Here is a 19,592-nt window from a genome sequence, read left to right as displayed (position 1 = left end):
CGGCGCAACACCGGTGAACAAGTGACAAGGAAAACTGATTACTGTGAACAAAGAGAATGTTGTCTTGCTTGAGGATGTTGGCATTAAGGACGTTGCCGATGTCGGCGGAAAAAATGCCTCCCTGGGTGAGATGCTCCATTCGCTGTCCGCCGAAGGGGTCAGGGTGCCAGGCGGTTTCGCCCTCACAGCTTCGGCCTACCGCGAATTCATCGTGGCGAACAACATGGCGCCCAAGCTGGCGCGGATACTCGCAGGCAAGAACGGCAGCGACTCCAACTGGCGGGACATCGGAAGCGAGATTCGGGCACTGATCCTCAGCGGTAAGTTTCCGGATGAAACGGCCGCCCAAATCCGTTCCTTCTACCGTGAGCTGGCCGAGCGCAGCGGAGAGGAAGAACCCGCCGTCGCCGTCCGCAGCAGCGCCACTGCCGAAGACCTGCCCGACGCCAGCTTTGCCGGCCAACAGGAAACGTTCCTGAACGTCAGGGGCGAGCAGCAGCTGGTGGATGCCTGCCTTCGCTGCTATGCCTCCCTCTTCACCGACCGGGCCATCAGCTACCGCCAGATCATGCACTACGGACAGCTTGAGGTGGCATTGTCGGTGGGTGTTCAGCTCATGGTCCGCTCCGATGTGGGCGCCGCCGGTGTCATGTTCTCGATTGACACCGAAACCGGTTTTCCCAGGGCCGCCGTCATCAGCGCAAACTGGGGGCTGGGCGAGACAGTGGTCCTGGGCATGGTGAACCCAGACAAATACGGGGTCTTCAAACCACTCCTGGACACCGAGGCGTTCTCACCGGTGATCGAAAAGACGCTCGGGTCCAAGACGCGCAAACTGACGTACCCGGCCAGCGGCGGTGCGGGAACGCTCATGGTTGACAGCAGTGATGCGGAACGGGCCTCCTTTTGCCTGGACGACGCAGAAATTGTCCAGTTGGGCAGGTGGGCCATCCAGATCGAGAACCACTATGGCCGGCCGATGGACATGGAATGGGCCAAGGACGGGGTGAGCGGCGAGCTGTTCATCGTCCAGGCACGGCCTGAAACTGTCCAGGCCCGCAAGAGCGGCACCGTGATGAGCACGCACCGGCTGACCGAGGAAGGACCGCTGCTGGCCGAAGGCGCCGCAGTGGGTGATTCGATTGCCTCGGGGACCGCCTGCGTGATCAAGAGCGCCGCTGACATCGGCAGCTTTGTGGACGGTTCCGTACTGGTAGCCGAACAAACCGATCCAGACTGGGTCCCGGTCATGAAACGGGCCAAGGCCATCGTCACGGACAGGGGCGGGGCAACCAGCCATGCGGCCATCGTCAGCCGGGAACTGGGGATCACCGCCGTCGTCGGAACCTCCAACGCCACCAGCACGATTGCCGATGGGCAGGCCATCACGGTCTCCTGCGCGGACGGCGACACCGGACATGTCTATGAGGGTCTCCTGGGAAGTGCCCAAGACGATGTGGACCTCGGCGAGATGCCGGCCACGCGAACGGAAGTCATGCTCAACCTGGCCAGCCCCTCCGAGGCATTCAAATGGTGGCGTCTTCCGGCCAAGGGCATTGGACTGGCGCGCATGGAGTTCGTCATCAACGACATGATCCAAGTGCACCCCATGGCACTGGCCCATCCGGAACGTGTCACGGACCCGGCGGAGCAGTCCAGAATCAAGGAGCTCACGCGCGGCTTTGAAAACCCAGCAGACTATTTTGTGCACACATTGGCACGGGGCCTGGCCAAACTGGCTGCGCCGTTCTACCCGGCACCGGCAGTGGTGCGGTTTAGTGACTTCAAAACGAACGAGTACGCCCACCTGGTGGGCGGTTCAGCCTTCGAGGATGAGGAGTCCAACCCGATGATCGGGTTCCGGGGAGCCTCACGCTACTACGACCCGCGCTACAAAGACGGCTTTGAGCTCGAGTGCCGGGCCATCCAGCGCCTGCGCAACTACTGCGGCTTCTCCAACGTCATTGTCATGGTGCCGTTTTGCCGCACACTGGGTGAGGCTGACCGTGTCCTGGCCGTCATGGCCGACAATGGCTTGGTCCGTGGCCGGGACGGGCTCAAGGTGTACATGATGTGTGAAGTCCCTGCGAATGTTGTCCTGGCTGAAAAGTTCGCTGCCAAATTTGACGGCTTCTCCATCGGATCCAACGATCTCACCCAGCTGGTCCTCGGCGTTGATCGGGACTCTGCGGCACTTGCACCGCTTTTTGACGAACGTGACGAGGCCGTGATGGACATGATCGGTGCGGCGGTCGCCGCTGCCCACGCGGCGGGCATCCACATTGGGATCTGCGGGCAGGGACCCAGCAACCACCCGGATTTTGCACAGTTCCTGGTGGCAGCGGGCATTGATTCAATCTCGCTGAATCCGGACAGCTTCCTGCGCACCGTCCCCACCATTGCGGCGGCAGAAGCAGTGATGAAGCATGACATGGTGGGGACGACCCTGCCTGGAAGATAGGGCATTGGGGATGGCAGGACCATCGCCGAGTCCGCAACAAAGGAGGGACTTGAAAGACCCTTCCCGCACTGTTTGGGCTCCATGTTGGCGCCGTGATGCCTGTGCCGACTTGTGAACAGCCGGCCGGAATCGCCATGGACACCGCACGGTTGCCATCAACGCACTGCAGGCCAAGGCCGACCCTGGTGCCTGGTAACCCGAGGGACGGGACTTAGGGCCCTGTCGCCTGCAGACTTGCCCGCCCTAACCTTGAAAGGGGAAGGTATGACTCGCTCCAGGAAGGGTTCTGATTGGCAATGATGAGGCACCACCTGCGCCACGGCTTCGAGGATGCACCTGTGAAAAGACGGCTCCCATGACCAGCCGTGTGGTCGAGGCCCACGGCCAGTGCCCGGCCTTGGCCCCTCCACGAGGTCGCGATGGCGGCGCATGCTCTGGACCAAAGGAAAATGAACTCTCTGAACAGGGCGTGAATCCGAGGTTGCTGCAAAGGGTTTGGGATGGGCCTGGCCAGGACACCAATGACTGGCTCCGGCAGAACTCGGGGTGCCGTGTCTTGCCCCGGACCCCGGTAAACATTGTCAGTGGCGGCTATTCCGGCCCCGCCACAGTCGAACAGGGCGGCGTGGCGGCACTTTCTGCAGCTGATCTTGCGGTCCTGAACGGACAGGACCAGCCAATGGTCTGTCCAAGGCCGGCAGGCAAAACCCATCGGGAGTAAACATGAGTCGCGACAACAGCCCCACCCTGCGTTTTCTCGGCGCCGCCGGCACAGTCACAGGTTCGAAATACCTTTTGGAAGCTGGAGGTCGGCGGATCTTGGTGGACTGCGGCCTTTTTCAAGGCTACAAGTACCTCCGTGAGAGAAACCGTGCCAGGCTGCCCGTCCCTGCCGCGTCGGTCGACGCCGTCATTGTCACCCACGCCCATCTTGACCACACCGGATATTTGCCAGCGCTGGTTCGTGACGGGTTTCGCGGACCGATCCACGCCACCGAGGGAACGCAGGAGCTGTGCACCCTGCTGCTTCCTGATAGCGGGCACCTGCTCGAAGAAGAGGCCCACTACGCCGAACACCGGGGCTCATCAACCCACACCCCGCCCGTGCCGCTGTACACGGCCGCGGACGCGGTCCGCTCGCTCAAGAGTTTCCGGACGCATGACTTTGACAGGCCATTCGACGTAGGCGCTGGTATCAGCGCCACCTTGGTGCCGGCGGGACACATTCTAGGAGCTGCACAGATTCGCCTGTCGATTGCCGGCCACAGCGTCCATTTCACGGGAGACTTGGGCCGGGCGGACGATCCGCTGATGTACCCTCCCCGAGACCTTGAGCCGGTGGAGGTGCTGGTCACCGAATCGACCTACGGAAACCGCACCCATCCGACCGGAAACGCCGACGACGGACTGGGTGAGCTGATCAACCGGGTGGTCAAGCGTGGCGGCGTGGTAATGATTGCCGCCTTCGCAGTGGGGCGGACCGAAAGCATACTGTTGAGCCTGGCGAGGCTGCGCCGCCACGGCGCCTTCCCTGAGGTCCCGATTTTTCTGAACAGCCCGATGGCAATTGACGCCTCACTTATGTACCAGCGGCACCGTGACGAGCACCGGATCAGCGATGCGGAGTTCAGCCAGATGTACAAGCTGGCAACCATGACCCGGACAGTGGATGAATCCAAGCTGCTCAATCTCCGGGGTGGGCCCATGATCATCATCTCGGCCAGCGGCATGCTCACCGGCGGACGGATCCTTCACCACGTGGCAAGCTATGGGCAGGACCGAAGGAACGCCATTGTCCTGGCCGGCTACCAGGCGGGCGGAACTCGAGGGGCTTCCCTGGCATCGGGAAATCGCCAGCTGCGCATCTACGGGCAGGACATCCCCGTCCGGGCAGAGGTTTTCCAGACGGAGGCGTTTTCAGCCCACGCCGATGCCGATGCCATCATGGAGTGGTTGCGGGCCGCCCCGGAAGCTCCGCGCATGAGCTACATAGTCCACGGTGAGCCCGATGCGTCAGATGCACTGCGCCTGCGTATCAAGCACGAACTGGACTGGAACGCCCGGGCCGCAGAGTATCTGGAGACTGTTTCCCTGGCGGATCCCCGCTGAACGCAGCGGGACACAGCTGGAGGCGGGGCCATCGCGGGCCCCGCCTCCAGCTGCGCCTATCTTGATGGTGAGGCTTCGTTGTTGATCACCTGGACCGGGCGTATGCGGCGAAATCCACAGCCAACCCAGTCGCCATGGATCACGGAAGAAGCTTGATTGCGGTGTCCCAATTGAAGTTCTCATGGCTTGGGTCCACCTGCAACCCCATCAGCATCAACATCATGGCCTCCAATTCCCGCGCCCGGCGGAGGGGGCCGACGTCGATGGGGCGAAGGCCGGATGCGGCGACCACGGCGCTGACCTTCAGCTTGGCATCCTGTGAGTCCCCGGCAATGAAAACATCCAAGGGCTGGCCGGCAACATGTCCGGCTTCAAGGGTTGCTGCGAAACACGTGTTGAATGCCTTGACAACCAAGGCACCCTTGGACGCATGCAGGGCAACCTGCTCGGCTGCGGACGACCCGGCAGGGGTGCGCATTGAGTCAAAGTCAGCCAGGTTCACTGGGTTGCTGATGTCGACCACGACCTTGCCGGCCAAGGTTTCGCCGTACAGGAGCACCACCCTTACTGCTTCCTCGTAGGGGACCGCCAGAATGACGATGCCGCCTTCGATCACTGCCTCCTCTCCGCCACCCGTGGCGCCGGCGCCGAGGTCTTCGACCAGTTCACGGGTTCTTTCTCCGTCACGGCCAAGGATCTGGACTGAATGGCGGGCATGGATCATGCGCACAGCTATGGCCCTGGCCATGTGTCCGTTGCCGATGATGGTTACCTGGGACATGGTTCTCTTCCTTTCATTGTGGCGAGAAGACACGTGCTCCCGCCGGATTTTCTTGCTCCGCGGCGTTCAGCCAGCGCGTGAAATGATGACCTTGAGGGCCTTGGTGGTGGCCGCATTCGCAAACGTCTCATAGGCATCCAGCATTTGGTCAAAGTTGAAGAAGTGGGTTGCGAACTGTTCGGCCGGGATCTTATGTGCGGCAACAAGCTTGAGCAGCATCGGCGTGGAGTTGGCGTTGACCAGGCCCATGGTGATGGTGATGTTGCGAATCCACAGCTCGTCCAGGTGCAGTTCGACGGGCTTTCCATGAACGCCGACATTGGCCACATGGCCGCCGGGGCGCACCGTGTCCACAGCCATCTCGAATGTAGCTGGAAGGCCAACGGCTTCGATGGCAACATCCACCCCCGCCCCGTCGGTGAGGGCAAAGACCTGATCCTTCCAGTCTGCGTCGCCGGAGTCGACGGCGTCTGTGGCACCAAATTTCCTCGCCTGCTCCAACCTGCCCTTGTCCAGGTCAAGGGCGATAACCTTGGCCGCGCCGCACAACCCGGCGGTCATCATGGCAGCGAGCCCCACGGGGCCGGCGCCGATGACCGCCACCACATCGCCCGGCTTGACCGCCCCGGCAAGGACCCCGATCTCGAATCCGGTGGGCAGAATGTCAGAGAGCATGACAGCCTGAACATCACTCACGCCGTCGGGCAGCTTGTGCAGCGAGTTGTCGGCGTAGGGAACACGGACATATTCTGCCTGGGTTCCATCGATGAGGTGCCCAAATACCCAGCCAATGCCGGCGGCACCTTCGTCCCCGAGACAGTGTGAATACAAACCGCTGCGGCAGTTGATGCAGTGCCCGCAGGACTTGATGCAGGAGATGATGACGCGGTCGCCGACAGCAAAGTCCTTGACTCCTGTGCCGGTCTCCGTGACTGTTCCCACGCCTTCATGGCCCAGAATCCGGCCCGGCGTGACCGCGGGAACGTCACCCTTTAGGATGTGCAGGTCTGTACCGCAAATAGTGGTGGTGTCCACGCGGACAATGACGTCGCCGGAGTTGGCCAGCTGTGGCATCGGAACGTCTTTCCACTCCTTCTCGCCTGGGCCTTGGTACACCAGAGCTTTCATAACATGTCCTCCCGATGTTCTGCTGTGTGCTTGCTGCTTCAGGCCGGTTGATCCGGCTCGCACAGTAGACGCTACTGCCGGCCGAGAGTGGTGGTTAGGGCCAAAGGGCCTGCATCTGAACCATTTGCCTGCGGCCCGGAAGTCGCTGTCTTTCACTGTTGGGCCCATCCCCAAGGGGAACTGACCAACCTCCGGCGAAATGGCCCCAAATCGAAGTGATGCATAGGCCGCGGCACCAAGGGGGAGTGGCATCCAGAACTGGAACAGCCGCCAGCCGATGACTGCCAAGACTGCAATGGCGGAAGGGACGCCAAGCCGACCAGTGCCGGGGCCATGACACCCTCCACGATTCCCAGGCCACCCGGGGTTAGTGGCAGCGTGGCAAGAATGTTCCCCACCGAGTAGAGGGTAAGCAGCGGGCCAGGCCCCAGCGGGTGCCCCAACGCTGCCAAAAGCACCCACAGCGCAGCCGCGTCCAGCAACCAATTCAAGGCCGCAAACAAGACGTCAATGCCCAACCTGCGCGGATCCCTGCCCAGCATTCCCACTTGCTGGGCCATCATGCGAAGAAACGATTCGGCGGAGTCCGCGTTCAGCAGCGGAACATGTCTTGCCAATGAACGGGCGAGCTGGACTGTCCTGCCCGTGCGCTGGGTCAGGAACCAGGCGGCAAGCCCAGTGGCCAACAGGGCTGCAAGCGCAGCAATTGCTGCCGTGCGGTAGTACCCGCTGGCCTCAACCAACGTCAACGACAGGAGCAGACCCAAAGCAAAAAAGGACCCCGAGCAGCAGTTTTGACACCGTCACTTCGATGGCGGTGGCAGTGGCGCCGCCGCCGGGCACAAGGTGGTTGACGGCCAGCCCTGAGAGGTCGATGCCCACGATGGTGAAAAAGTGTGGCCGGCCCGAACCCAGTATCGAGGCCGTAAGCGCCGAATAGGCGGCCAAGGACGCCAGGTCCAGGGCCCCTGCCACGAGGACCAGCGTGAAGGAGATACGTTCCAGGGACTGGAGCGTGTTAACCGCGCCCGCATATTGGGGCGCGATGACCCACCAGATTGCCCCTGCCAATAGAAGGGTTGAGGCGAGCCCGATCATCCACCCGGGAATCCGGCGATGTCGACGGATATTTGGCAGGGTGCGCATGACCGGCGTGGAAGGTGGCGTCGGGGTATGTTCCTGTGGCGCAGCCACACTTCCTTTTGATTGCGATGGCGGGTTTTCGCGCCGCTATCGTGTCCGTGGCCGTCCATGGCGTCAACCATCCTCCTGCATGTGCCATGGACCGACACGACAGCGGGCCATACCCGCGAGAATTCAAAGACCCCGCACTCTTCCGGCCCAGAGCGGACGACTCCGCGGTAGCCGCGGCATCTTGCGCTGCGTGCCGCTTTGCGGTTGGGGCCGCCTATTCGAGCCCGGCCCGAATAGCGGCATCGAGCGGAACATTCCACGTCATGGACGCATCCAATGTGAAGCGCCTGCCGGTCACTGTCTCGGGCACAATGCGGATGAGGCGTTCTTTGCCGACCCCCTGCCAGGGAAAGAATCCGTGAACCTTGGAATTTAGCGCGGGGTTGTCCACAGCGGCAGCCTCCGCACGACCCTTGACCACCACACTCCACGCAAGACCGAACTCGCCGCTTACTGCATCGGATTCCAGCGCTACGTTTGCGTCCTCGTTCATGGCGTTGATCTTGGTGCCGCCACCAGTGCGGAAGATCAGTGTCTCGCCGTCCACCCTGTAATTTACCGGGAACACATCAGGGCGGCCGTCCACATTCACTGCAAGCCGCCCAACGGATGTTTCTGAAAGGAGCTTCCAGCACTGTGCGGTGGTCAGGACTTCTGCTTTGGGTGCAACTTCGTTGTCTCTCATGCCTTGATCCTATGGAAACCCCGGTTGCCGGAACTAGGGCCCAAAGACCCGAAACTCCAAGGCCGTGAAACCCCGGCAGAACGCCAGCACAAGCAGTGCCGCATCCTTGCTGGCTTCAATGAGGGTTGCCCGGGGAGCCCCTGCTCCAGCCGGATGGTGAGGTTCTTTGGCCAATTCAAGCCAAAGGCGTCCTCGACTGCGGTGTCCAGGATCTGTTGGGCGGCACCCCTGAAATCGAAGGAACCCGGCCCGTGGGGCACCGATGAAGCGCGTGGGTAGTTCCAGCACAACAGGGCCTGAAGGGGAGTGCGCAGCCCGCTTGCGAGCATTTCGGTTTCCGCGACGGAGGATTCGGATCCGTCCACACGCACGATGATGGGAAATGGGTGATGTGCGCTGCTCATCCGTCTGTCCTTTGTTGCTGTGGGGGAGACCAAACCCAGTCGCGTATTTCCGGGAGGTCTTCCAGGTGGGCCAGGACGTACTCTTCGTGTTTGGTGAGCATCTCCTGGCAATATGTGGCCAGTTCCTGGGCGCCCTGATGCTGGCCGCCTGCCCGGTGCAGGGCTTCCACAGCCAGGTGGTAGCGGCTCATGCGGTTCAGTACCACCATGTCGAAAGGGGTGGTTGTGGTTCCTTGCTCGTTGTAGCCGCGGACGTGGAATCGACCCGGATTACGCCGGCCGTGCAGGAGCTGGTGGACCGTACGGGCGTAGCCGTGCCAGGCCACAATGACGTGCGTGTCCTGGGTAAACAGCTCCTCAAAGGCCGCTTCGGAGAGGCCGTGAGGGTGGACGTCCGGAGGTGGCAGCACCAACGCGTCCATGACGTTGACAACGCGCACGGTCAGCCCGGGAACGTGGCGCTGGAGCAGCCAGGCTGCTGCGAGTGCTTCCTCCGTGGGCACGTCACCGGCACATGCCATGACGATGTCCGGGCCGGAGCTCGAACCCTGCTGCTCGTTGCCGGCCCACCGCCACGTGGATGCGCCGGCCGCAGCGTGCCGCCGTGCCTCCTCAAGGGGGAGGTACTGGGGGTGTTCCTGCTTGTCTACGACCACCAGATTCACGTAGTCCTTGCTTTGCAGGACATGCTCGGCCGTGGCCAGCAATGTGTTGGAGTCTGGCGGGAGGTAGACGCGGATGACCGATCCGGACAGGGACAGCACAGTGTCGATCAGGCCCGGCCCCTGATGGCTGAAACCGTTGTGGTCATTGCGCCAGCATGTTGAGGTAAGCAGGATATTCAGGCTTGGCACAGGGTTCCGCCACGGAAGTTCGCGAGCATGCTGCAACCATTTGGCGTGTTGGACTGTCATGGATGCGCTCACCATGGCGAACGCCTCATACGTGGCAAACAGACCGTGCCGGCCTGTCAGGACGTACCCTTCCAACCAGCCCTGGCAGAGGTGTTCGGAGAGGACTTCCATCACACGCCCGTCGGGTGACAGGTGGTCATCGCCGGCGAGCACCGGTTCCATAAGGCACCGTTCGGTGGCTTCGAAGACCGCTCCCAGGCGGTTGCTGTTGGTCTCGTCCGGGCTGAAGAGCCGGAACCGCGGATCCTGTGCCGTGTCCAGATAGATATCCCTGAGCATTTCGCCCAGCGGGCGGGTAGTCTCGTGCTTGGTTGCCCCCGGCACACCAATCTCCAAGGCATAGTCCTCAAGCGGCCGCAGGGGCAGTGGTTTCACGGTGGAACCATGGGCCCAAGGGCCTACCCCCATGCGCAGGCTCCCGGCCGGGGCCAAAGCAGCCAGCTCCGGCAGCAGCCGCCCGTCGTCGTCAAAGAGTGCCTCCGGTTTGTATGACCGCAGCCAGCTTTCCAGCAGGGCTAGGTGTTCGGGGTTTTCCCGCACTCCTGACAGTGGGACCTGATGGGAGCGAAAGGTTCCTTCCACATGAATTCCATCAACGATGCCCGGCCCGGTCCAGCCCTTGGGGGTGCGCAGAATGATCGCCGGCCACCGGGCCGGCTCCGATGCGCCGTGGTTGCGGGCACTGTCCTGGAACCGCCGGATTCGGGCAAATGCATAATCCAATGCCATTGCCAGCTGGCGGTGCACCGCGGCGGGATCGGCGCCGGAGACGACAACTGGATCCCAGCCATGGGCCGCCAGCAATGCCGAGACTTGTTCATCCGATTGGCGGCCCAGCACGGTGGGGCCGGAGATCTTGTAGCCATTGAGGTGGAGGATGGGCAGCACGGCCCCGTCCCGGGCGGGATTCAGGAATGCCGGAGCCTTCCAGGAAGCCGCCAAGGGCCCCGTTTCAGCCTCGCCGTCTCCAACCACGCAAGCCACCAGCAGGTCCGGGTTGTCCATGACGGTGCCGGTGGCGTGGGCCAGGGAATATCCCAGTTCACCGCCTTCATGGATGGAACCTGGCGTAGCCGGACCAACATGGCTTGGAATGCCTCCCGGTGTGGAGAACTGCCGGACCAACCTGCGCAGGCCCGCCGCATCCTGGCTGACGGCCGGGTAGATTTCGGAGTAACTGCCCTCAAGATACAGGTTGGCAACAACTGCCGGGCCGCCGTGGCCAGGGCCGGCAACAAAAAGCACCTTGGCAGCTGTCCTGCGGATCAGCCGGTTCAAATGAACATAGATGAGCGACAGGCCCGGGCTGGTGCCCCAGTGCCCCAGCAAGCGCGGCTTGATGTGGCCGGGCCTCAGTGGTTCATGCAGGAGGACATTCTCCTGAAGATATATCTGCGCCACCGTAAGGTAGTTGGCGGCATTCCAATACCGGTTGAGGAGTCCCAGTTCCTCGTGCCCTAGTGCCGTGTCAGTTTGCCAGGCCTCTTGTGGCGGGGGTGTGGTGCCGTGAAACTGTTGACTGGCCAAGATGTGCTCCATGTCTACGAGTCGCCTGCGGGTTCGCGGATCAAAGTGACACAACGCCGCCCGTTTGTCTACCAGCCTTGCACCCGGCCGGATGCGGCAGTAGGGACCTTGTACCCTACACCGCACCGTGGTGACTCCTGCCGGGCGCTACAGGCTGAGTGGAGTCTGCCGAATTTGCTGCGCGAGGGAACATGGGAGCAACAGATGCTGCGATTGCGAAACTACTGGATTTACAGTGCCGGACTGGGCGTTGTTTGGGCGATAGCCCTGCTGATCATCTTTGCAAGCCGCGGCCCGGCAACCGGGCGGGTGTTCCTGCTGGTCTTCGGAAGATTCTGCATCGGCTGGGTCTCGACGACCATCGCCAGATTCGTCTACCCGCCACCCAAGCGCTGGGGTGCCATGCAACACATCAGCTGAGCCGGCCCGCCAGCCCTGGCCGGCCGGACGTTAGGGACCTTGTACCCTGTGCAGCGCCGTCGGCAGCGGCAAGCATGGAAGCGGAATGATGGCCGGGCCGTGCAGGGAAATCGGCGGCAAACGCCCCATGGGCCCGGACCCGGAGCAGGCGACTGAAAGTTGGTAAGGGACATGGCCGATGAGACACCTCGCAAGGCGGCAGCCGTTGTCGTCGGTGTGGACGGTTCGCCGGAATCGATCTTGGCGTTGCAGTGGGCGCAGACTCTCGCTGCTGCCCTTGGCTGCACCATCTTGGCCATTTCCGCGTGGCATCTCGAAACCGTGTACGGGCCATATCCCGTTTCCGATTGGGACGGCGAATCAGAGGCGCAACAGTTGCTGGATCAGGCGCTTGATGAGGCTTTCGGCGCAGATCGCCCCGAGGGCATGGTTGCTGAGGTCCGTCGCGGGCGGCCGGTCCAGATACTGCTCAACCTGGCACAGTCCGCACAAATGCTCATTCTCGGTTCACGCGGCCACGGGGGGTTTGCCGGCCTGCTGTTGGGTTCGGTCAGTTCAGCTTGTGCTGCCCATGCCCAGTGCCCGGTCCTTGTCGTCCATGCTGCTCAGGCGCCGGGCCCTGCCCAGGCGATGGCGGTGCAGCGATCGCAGGGGCAGGACGTCGATGAGCCAACTGGCGACGCCTAAATCAGCCGGGATAACTGCCCGGATTCTCTCCATCGAAGAAGCTGCACGGTTGACGCCGGAGCAGTCGCTCAAGGAATTGGGGTCCACCAGCCGGGGGATTGCCACCGCCGAGGCGCGTCGGCGGTTGGAGGCGGTTGGCCCCAATGCGCTGAGAACGCACGAAGCCAGTCCTTGGCCGGTGCTGTGGCGCCAACTGCGCAGCCCCATCTTGATTCTCCTGGTTGTCACTGCCGGTGTGTCCTTGTTTTTGGGGGATGCGACGAATTCGACAGTTATCGGAGTCATCTTGCTTGCCAGCGTCGGGCTGGGATTCAGCAACGAATTCCGGGCCGAACGTGCCGCCGAAGCACTTCACTCCCGCGTCACGCACACTGTGGTTGTCCTTCGGGACGGCACGGAGTGCCAAATCGGCGTAGTGGATCTGGTGCCCGGCGACGTCGTCCGGCTGGGTCTGGGCTCAGTCATCCCGGCTGACATCCGATTGTTGGACAGCGAGGGTCTGCAGTGTGACGAGAGCATCCTCACGGGCGAGTCACTGCCCGTGGACAAGCTGCCTGTTCCCGTCACGGGGGATGCAGCCTTGGGCGACCTGTCCTGCTGCGTCTTCATGGGAACCATTGTTCAGACGGGGAGCTGCACCGGAGTTGTGGTTGCCACGGGCGGCAGGGCCGAGTTTGGCCGCATAGCATTGGGGCTGGGAGAGCAGCAGCCCCAGACGGAATTCCAAGTGGGCCTGAAACGATTCTCGTTCCTGCTGCTGCAGGTGGCCGTGGTCCTGACCACACTCATTTTTGTTGCCAATCTCCTTCTTGGGCGCCCCCTGTTCGATTCCCTGCTGTTTTCTTTGGCCATCGCCGTCGGCATCACGCCGCAGCTGCTGCCGGCCGTCGTCAGTACCTGCCTTGCCGCCGGAACCCGCATGCTGGCCCGCCGCCAGGTGCTCGTAAAGCGTCTGGTCTGCATTGAGGATCTCGGCGACATGGACGTGCTCGTCACGGACAAGACGGGCACACTCACGCAGGGGCACATCAGCTTCACCGCTGCACTTCCTATCCGCCCGGAAATCACGGAGGCAGCCCTCTTTACGCTGGGGCTGGTGTCCACCGAAGCCGACTATTCCCAGGGGGTTGTCACGTCCGCGGCACAGAATCCTCTTGACGCGGCGCTCTGGGAAGCCCCGCAGGCCCTCCATTTCAACCCGGCAGACCACCACAGGCTGGACATCGTCCCCTTCGACCACCGCCGCCGTCGAACCACTGCGCTCGTGACCGGCGCGGACGGCAACCGGGTCCTTGTCACCAAGGGTTCGCCGGAGGATGTCCTGCCACTTTGCCGCGAAGTCCCGAAGGCAGCGCAGGCCCTGCTCGACCATGAGTACGACGCCGGATCCCGGGTCGTTGCTGTAGCCTCACGTACCGCTGTGGGCAGGGAATCCTTAGATGCGGCGGATGAGCGCGGCCTGGAACTGGCTGGATTCCTGGTCTTCCTGGACAAGCCCAAGGCCAATGCAAAGGACGCCCTGCTGGACCTGTTCGATCTCGGCATCACCGTCAAGATTGCCACCGGAGACAACGCCCGCGTGGCCGAAAAGGTGTGCACAGACCTGGGCTTGAAGTCCGGAAGGACGCTGACAGGCGCACAAATTGATGGGTTCTCGGATGTCGAACTCACAGCGGCGCTGGGGGAGACCGGAATCTTTGCCCGCGTATCTCCGGAGCAGAAGGCACGCGTCATCAGCCTGTTGCGACAACAGGGGCGGTCCGTGGGATTTTTGGGTGACGGCGTCAACGACGCCCTGGCCCTGCACCACGCTGATGTTGGCATCTCAGTGGACAGCGCCACCGATGTTGCCAAGGATGCGGCGGACATAGTCCTGATGGACAAGGACCTGGCAGTCCTGGCTGAAGGGGTGCGTGAGGGCAGACGCATCTTTGCCAACACGATCAAATACGTGCTCATGGGAACCTCCAGCAATTTCGGCAACATGTTCAGCGCCGCAACAGCGTCGGTGGTGTTGAGCTTCCTGCCCATGCTCCCGGGACAGATCCTGCTCAACAACCTGCTTTACGACACGGGACAACTGGCCATACCGGGTGACCGGGTGGACAAGGAGCAGCTCCTCGCCCCGTCACATTGGAACATTGCTTTCATCCGGCGGTTCATGTTGGTTTTCGGACCCATCAGCTCCCTGTTCGACTTCGCCACCTTCGCCCTGATGTTGCTGGCGTTTCACGCTGTGCCGGGCGAGTTCCGTGCCGGTTGGTTCATTGAATCCATTGCCACCCAGACACTGATCATCTTTGCGATCCGCACCCGGAGGGTGCCGTTCCTGCGCAGCCGTCCGTCGGCAGGGCTGCTGTGGGCGTCCCTGGGGGTGGTCGGTGTGGGCGTGCTGCTGCCGCTCTCGCCTGTGGGCACCGCACTCGGATTCGACCCGTTGCCACCGTTGTTCTTCGCGGCGCTGCTTGCCATGGTCGTTGTTTACCTCGTCCTGGTGGAGATAGCCAAGAAGTGGTTCTTTTCCCGCCAGCTCCCGCTGCCTTCCCCTGCCCGGTTGCGGGGACACAGCCACCGCGTCCACCGCCGGGCAGCGCGGTTCAGCGTTCCACACCCACTGGTGCCCGGTTGAGGCCGGGCACAAGCCAGATACGAGGATGGAGGGGGACATGTTTCGGAGAGGGGAGATAACTTCAATCCCGGAAATTCAATACATAATTATCAGAGACCAGCACGGGGTCCTTCCCGTGCTGAAAGGGAGGGAACATGCCCAGCACCATCGTGGTGGGATTTGACGGCTCACCGGCATCGTCTGCCGCGGTGGATTGGGCGGCCAGCCGCGCCCAACGGTTGGGCTGCGACGTGAACCTAGTGCGTATCCTGCCGGATGCCTGGGGTCCTGGAATGCCCAGACTGGCCGAGACGGCGCTTGATACGGCAGCCCGTGGGCTGGACGCTGAACGGGAAAGGATTTCGGGCTCTCTTCCCTTGGAGACCATTCACGTGACCGTGAGGCAGGGTGAAGTGGCCGAGGTGCTTGATGGGCTCTCCTCCGGTGCGGCCATGGTGGTGGGCCGGGACAAACCTGGCGACACCCACGGGGAAGGCTTTGGCGCAGTTGTCCTGCCCCTCGTGATCCGCAGCCGCTGCACAGTGGCCATCATTCCGCGAATCACCGCACCCGGAAGAGGCGTGGTTGTGGGTGTCGACGGCGATCCCGAATCGGATCGCGCCGTGCGCGTTGCTGCCGGGGAGGCAGAGGTCTTGAAGCAGCCGCTCACCATCGTGCATTCCGCTTGCGGTGCTGCGGCTGCGCCTCGGGGGAAACAGAAGGACCGGACCGGGGAGGCAGCAGCAGGAGAAGGTGAAATGATTCTGGCCGCGGCAGCCAAGGTTGTCTCTGCCAGGCACCCGCGCCTGGCTGTCCGTTGCGTGCTGGACACGCGCAACCCTGCCGCCGAGGCACTTGCCGCCGCAGCGGAAGGAGCCGTACTTCTTGTAGTCGGCAGCCGCGGCCACGAAGGCGTGAAGCACATGAGCCCCGGGGCCATTGGCTCACTGGTGCTCGCGCGAATCGCCTGCCCCATGGCGGTGACCCACGGGACTGTGGGCGATCGACTGCCGGGTCGGTGATGTGGGCCGGTGTCCGGACACTGGACGGTTGGCCCGGTGTGTGGCTAGCCCCGCGGCCGCACGTCGCTGTTGACGACGAGTACCGGACAACGGGCATGGGCGATGCACGCGGATGACACAGATCCCAGGCGGAGGCCGGCAAAACCGCCCTGTCCGCGCCGGCCCACGACAAGCAGGCAGGCGCTGGCGCTTTCCTGCACAAGAATTTGGGAAGGATGGCCGTACCTGACGAAAGTGGCCAGTGTTCTTGGGCGTTCCAAGCCAAAGACGCGTTCGACGGCGTCCTCCACCAAGCGGGCTGCCTCCGCTTCCAGCGGGTCGCCTTCCGCAACCACACCGGTGGGAATATGCGCCGCAAGGTCGATCTCGGACCGCTCCCAGCAGGTGAAGACGTCGAGCCGAAGGTTCAGGGCACCGGCGAGGACTGCCGCCGTTCTCAAGACGCGCGCGGAGTGGACCGAGCCGTCAACCCCAGCGATGACGCGGCCGGCATGGGTGGAGGGAGTGTCCATCGGGCTCCTCAGGAAGGGCCTGCAGGGGAATGCGCCGGTTGACGGCGGGCCGCCCTGTGGCAGGTGTCACTCGGGTGAAGAGTGAGGGGCATTGGCATACGCGGTCCACCAGTCCGCCGGAGGGGTGACCTTGAATCGTCGACCCGTGACCGAAGTTGGCTGGATGCGCACAAAGTTGTCCTTGTGACCTGCATGCCAGGGGAAAAGTCGCAGCGAAAAACTGTCCACAAGGTCATCAGTTGTGGACAGAACCTCGGCCGGCCCCTTGACCACCACGCTCCAGGCAACACCGGTGTCAGGATCGACGCCGTCGGCCTCAAGAGCCACGGGGTGGCCACGGAGCAGTGCAGAGAGCTTCGTGCCTTCGCCTGTCCGGAAGACGAGAGTGCCGTGATCCACCGTGTAATTGACCGGGAAGATGTCTGGATGGTCCGTGTCCCAAACAGCCAGCCTGCCTACTGAGACAACCCGGAGTTGTGCCCAACATTCGTGGACCGGGAGGTTCTCCGCCCGTGCGGCGGCTGCTTTCTCATTCATGGATTGAGCATATTGCCCAGGCTTCGGCGCGACTAGGGGATAAAGTCCCATGGTCACCCATGGCAGCAATGCCACCGCCCGCGTAGCATGGGCAAAAGGGGGAGAACCAGCATCATCCAGGGCTCAGTGACGGTTGGGAAGGGAGCGTGCATGAGCTGGCGGAGGCAAGGCAGGGACGAATCGGTGGACACCTCGGGCGGGTCCCCCCAACAATCGGCCGACGACAAGATGCAGGGGCTGCTCGCCGCTGTCGCATCCATTGCCGAGGAACCGAGCCTTGACGCGGTGCTGAGGCACATTGTGCAGGCAGCCTGCCGGCTCGTTGACGCCGAATACGGGGCCTTGGGTGTCATCGGAGACAATGGCAGGCTGAGCCACTTTGTGACGGAGGGGATCGAGCCGGACCTGATAAAACTCATAGGTCCACTGCCCACGGGGCACGGAGTGTTGGGGCTGCTCATCCGCGACCCTCGCCCGATTCGCCTCCCTGACCTTCACGAGCACCCCGCATCCTACGGGTTCCCCAAGCATCATCCCCCCATGCGCACTTTCCTGGGGGTCCCCATCCGTGTTCGTGACTCCGTTTTTGGAAACTTGTACCTGACCGAAAAACATGGCGGAGAGCTGTTTACGGACGACGACGAGGAAATGGCAGTCGCGCTTGCGGGCGCAGCGGGATTTGCCATCGAGAACGCCAAACTCTTCGACGAGGCGCAATTGCGGACCCACTGGCTTGAGGCCGGGAGAAGGATTGCAGTGCGCATGATGGGCGCCCAGGCAGATGATCTCGCTGCAGGCCGTGGCTGGGTTGCCCAGGCTGCCCTTGAGGCCTCCAAGGCCGTGCTGGTCCTGATCGCGGGCCCGCCCAATGAGGCAGGACAACTTGAAGTTCTCGCCGGAGCCGGCGCGGCGGCGCAGCAGTGGATGGGAAAGTTGTTGGATCTGGATGGCTTGAGCATGCGAAGCGTCCTGGCGTCGGGCACGCCGGGGGCGTTTGCGTCGGCATCCGATCTTCTGGGGCCGGCGGCCGGTGGATTGACTGGACCGGCATTGCTGGCGCGCCTTGGCACGCAAGGTGCCGAGCAAGGCCTGCTCATATTGATGCGAGACAGAGAAGCGCCGGTATTTTCAGCGTTGACCGGTGACATGGTTGCCGTCTACTGTGCGCAGTCGGCGTTGGCGCTTGAGCTTGCCAAGGCACACCACGTGCGGGAGCAGTTGGTGTTGTACGCGGACCGCGACCGTATTGCACAGGATCTCCACGACGTCGTCATCCAGCGCCTGTTTGCCGCCGGGCTCAACATGCAGAGCATGGCCAGGTACGTCTCTGATCCGGCCGGCCTCTCGCGCATCCGTGCGATAACCGGCGAGTTGGATGCCACGATCAAGGAACTCAGGGACACCATATATTCCCTTCAGGCCTCCTCCGGTGAGACAGACCTCTTGAGCAGCCGTCTTATAAACATCGTCGGCAAGGTGTCCAGGCCGCTACCCTTCGCGCCAGGCATCGTCTTGTCCGGGCCCATTGATTCGCTCGTTGCTCCTGAACTGGCAGGGCAATTGCTTGCCGTGGTGACGGAGGGAGTCAGCAATGCGGTCAGACATGCGCAAGCGAGCCAGATTGACATTGCGGTCACCGTTGCCGGAGGAGCCCTGACTGTCACCGTCATTGATGATGGTCGCGGCATGGGCAGTCCCCACAGGACAAGCGGCTTGGCGAACATGGAGGTTCGGGCACTGAATTGTGACGGCGTCTTTGAGGTGGGAAGCCCGGAGGGCAAGGGGACCAGGTTCTTTTGGTCAGTTCCCCTCGACCGTGAAACTACAAGCAGCGGCTCCCCACATCGAGACAGCTTGTCCCACGACTAATCAGCCTGCCATTTTCGGGTGATGTACACGGCTGCCTGCGTACGGCGCTCAAATCCGAGCTTGGCCAACAGGGAGGAGACATAGTTCTTGACTGTCTTCTCGGCAAGGAACAACTCCTGGCCGATCTGCCGGTTGGTCATGCCACGCCCAATGAGCGCCAGGACTCGGCGCTCTTGGGCTGTAAGGGCCGCCACGCGAGGATCAAGCGGGACAGGTTCTGTGAGGCCGGCAATGACCCGGCTCTTGAGGTCCGCGTCAAACAAGGACCCGCCATCGGCAGCCAATCGGACGGCGGAAATCAAGTCTGTGCCGCCAATTTCCTTCAATACGTAACCGGAGGCTCCGGCCAGCACGGCTCCCCGGAGTGCCTGCTCGTCGTCGTAGCTTGTCAGAATCAGGCAATTCAAGGACGGGTCCACGGAGCGCACGTCGCGGCACACTTCAATTCCGGTACCATCGGGCAGCCTCCCGTCGAGCACGGAAACATCGGGATGAAGTGCAGGGATGAGGCGCGTGGCCTCGGCCGCTGAGCCGGAGGAACCAACTACCGTAAAGCCATGCCCTTCCAGCATGTCCTTTAGGCCCAGTCTGACGAGTTCGTGGTCATCGAGTATGAAGACCCGGGTGGCAGTGTCCGGTCCGGGATGTGCCGACTGTGCTGGTGTGTCCATAACTGCCTTCATCTCCTGGATTGATCCACCGAACTCATGACGCAAGAAGAAACACCGAACCGC

At 62.6% G+C, this 19,592-nt stretch carries 16 protein-coding genes; 7 read left to right on the top strand and 9 right to left on the bottom strand.

The genetic code is table 11. The features are described 5' to 3' along the window. Nucleotides 1-43 precede the first annotated feature (43 nt). The gene (gene ppsA / locus JOF48_RS18195; protein WP_209683307.1) at nucleotides 44-2,461 is read left to right on the top strand and encodes a phosphoenolpyruvate synthase; all 2,418 of its coding nucleotides are present in this window, start codon (nucleotides 44-46) and stop codon (nucleotides 2,459-2,461) included. 723 nt (nucleotides 2,462-3,184) lie between these two features. After that, nucleotides 3,185-4,570 carry an MBL fold metallo-hydrolase RNA specificity domain-containing protein gene (locus JOF48_RS18190; RefSeq protein ID WP_209683304.1) on the top strand — a complete coding sequence of 462 codons (1,386 nt, stop codon included), beginning with the start codon at nucleotides 3,185-3,187 and terminating at the stop codon, nucleotides 4,568-4,570. Between the two features lie 139 nt (nucleotides 4,571-4,709). On the opposite strand, the gene JOF48_RS18185 is transcribed toward JOF48_RS18190, so the two are convergent. From JOF48_RS18185 to JOF48_RS18160, 6 genes are all read right to left on the bottom strand, one after another. Beyond that, nucleotides 4,710-5,351: an NADPH-dependent F420 reductase gene (locus tag JOF48_RS18185; protein WP_209683302.1), complete on the bottom strand. Its 642-nt coding sequence runs from the start codon at nucleotides 5,349-5,351 to the stop codon at nucleotides 4,710-4,712. Nucleotides 5,352-5,417: 66 nt separating this feature from the next. Next, nucleotides 5,418-6,479, bottom strand: coding sequence for a zinc-dependent alcohol dehydrogenase family protein (locus JOF48_RS18180; RefSeq protein WP_209683299.1), 1,062 nt, complete (start codon nucleotides 6,477-6,479; stop codon nucleotides 5,418-5,420). Nucleotides 6,480-6,631: 152 nt separating this feature from the next. Then, nucleotides 6,632-7,222, bottom strand: coding sequence for a flippase-like domain-containing protein (locus JOF48_RS20225; protein ID WP_425353748.1), 591 nt, complete (start codon nucleotides 7,220-7,222; stop codon nucleotides 6,632-6,634). Beyond that, nucleotides 7,215-7,550, bottom strand: coding sequence for a hypothetical protein (locus JOF48_RS18170; RefSeq protein WP_209683294.1), 336 nt, complete (start codon nucleotides 7,548-7,550; stop codon nucleotides 7,215-7,217). The genes JOF48_RS20225 and JOF48_RS18170 overlap by 8 nt, the downstream gene beginning before the upstream one ends. Nucleotides 7,551-7,887: 337 nt before the next feature. Next, nucleotides 7,888-8,358, bottom strand: coding sequence for a pyridoxamine 5'-phosphate oxidase family protein (locus tag JOF48_RS18165; protein WP_209683290.1), 471 nt, complete (start codon nucleotides 8,356-8,358; stop codon nucleotides 7,888-7,890). Nucleotides 8,359-8,758: 400 nt separating this feature from the next. Next, the gene (locus JOF48_RS18160; protein ID WP_281067995.1) at nucleotides 8,759-11,203 is read right to left on the bottom strand and encodes a phosphoketolase family protein; all 2,445 of its coding nucleotides are present in this window, start codon (nucleotides 11,201-11,203) and stop codon (nucleotides 8,759-8,761) included. A 204-nt stretch (nucleotides 11,204-11,407) separates the two neighbouring features. Here JOF48_RS18160 and JOF48_RS18155 point away from each other — a divergent pair, with 204 nt between their 5' ends. The 4 genes from JOF48_RS18155 to JOF48_RS18140 all read left to right on the top strand — a co-directional run bounded on the left by JOF48_RS18155 (nucleotide 11,408) and on the right by JOF48_RS18140 (nucleotide 15,940). Beyond that, entirely contained in the window at nucleotides 11,408-11,623 is a 216-nt protein-coding gene (locus JOF48_RS18155; RefSeq protein ID WP_209683284.1) for a hypothetical protein, read from the top strand. 171 nt (nucleotides 11,624-11,794) lie between these two features. Then, nucleotides 11,795-12,310: a universal stress protein gene (locus JOF48_RS18150; protein ID WP_209683281.1), complete on the top strand. Its 516-nt coding sequence runs from the start codon at nucleotides 11,795-11,797 to the stop codon at nucleotides 12,308-12,310. Continuing rightward, nucleotides 12,288-14,939, top strand: a complete 2,652-nt coding sequence (gene mgtA / locus JOF48_RS18145; RefSeq protein ID WP_209683278.1) for a magnesium-translocating P-type ATPase — start codon at nucleotides 12,288-12,290, stop codon at nucleotides 14,937-14,939. Before JOF48_RS18150 ends, mgtA begins: the two co-directional genes overlap by 23 nt. A gap of 134 nt (nucleotides 14,940-15,073) precedes the next feature. Next, nucleotides 15,074-15,940 carry a universal stress protein gene (locus tag JOF48_RS18140; protein WP_209683274.1) on the top strand — a complete coding sequence of 289 codons (867 nt, stop codon included), beginning with the start codon at nucleotides 15,074-15,076 and terminating at the stop codon, nucleotides 15,938-15,940. 44 nt (nucleotides 15,941-15,984) lie between these two features. On the opposite strand, the gene JOF48_RS18135 is transcribed toward JOF48_RS18140, so the two are convergent. Both JOF48_RS18135 and JOF48_RS18130 read right to left on the bottom strand, forming a co-directional pair. Continuing rightward, nucleotides 15,985-16,452 carry a universal stress protein gene (locus JOF48_RS18135; RefSeq protein WP_209683272.1) on the bottom strand — a complete coding sequence of 156 codons (468 nt, stop codon included), beginning with the start codon at nucleotides 16,450-16,452 and terminating at the stop codon, nucleotides 15,985-15,987. A 66-nt stretch (nucleotides 16,453-16,518) separates the two neighbouring features. Then, entirely contained in the window at nucleotides 16,519-16,989 is a 471-nt protein-coding gene (locus tag JOF48_RS18130; RefSeq protein ID WP_209683269.1) for a pyridoxamine 5'-phosphate oxidase family protein, read from the bottom strand. A gap of 228 nt (nucleotides 16,990-17,217) precedes the next feature. Between JOF48_RS18130 and JOF48_RS18125 the strand changes: the two genes are divergently transcribed. Further along, a complete protein-coding gene (locus tag JOF48_RS18125) occupies nucleotides 17,218-18,858 on the top strand; it encodes a GAF domain-containing sensor histidine kinase (RefSeq protein ID WP_245347094.1) in 1,641 nt (546 codons plus the stop codon). Here the strand turns inward: JOF48_RS18125 and JOF48_RS18120 are convergent. Then, complete coding sequence (locus JOF48_RS18120; protein WP_209683263.1) at nucleotides 18,855-19,529, bottom strand: response regulator; 675 nt, start codon at nucleotides 19,527-19,529, stop codon at nucleotides 18,855-18,857. The genes JOF48_RS18125 and JOF48_RS18120 overlap by 4 nt on opposite strands. Nucleotides 19,530-19,592: the final 63 nt, after the last annotated feature.

This window comes from Arthrobacter stackebrandtii, assembly GCF_017876675.1.
Lineage (GTDB): Bacteria > Actinomycetota > Actinomycetes > Actinomycetales > Micrococcaceae > Specibacter > Specibacter stackebrandtii.
Note: the sequence above shows the minus strand (reverse complement) of the source record. Positions and strands in the feature narration are given on the sequence as shown.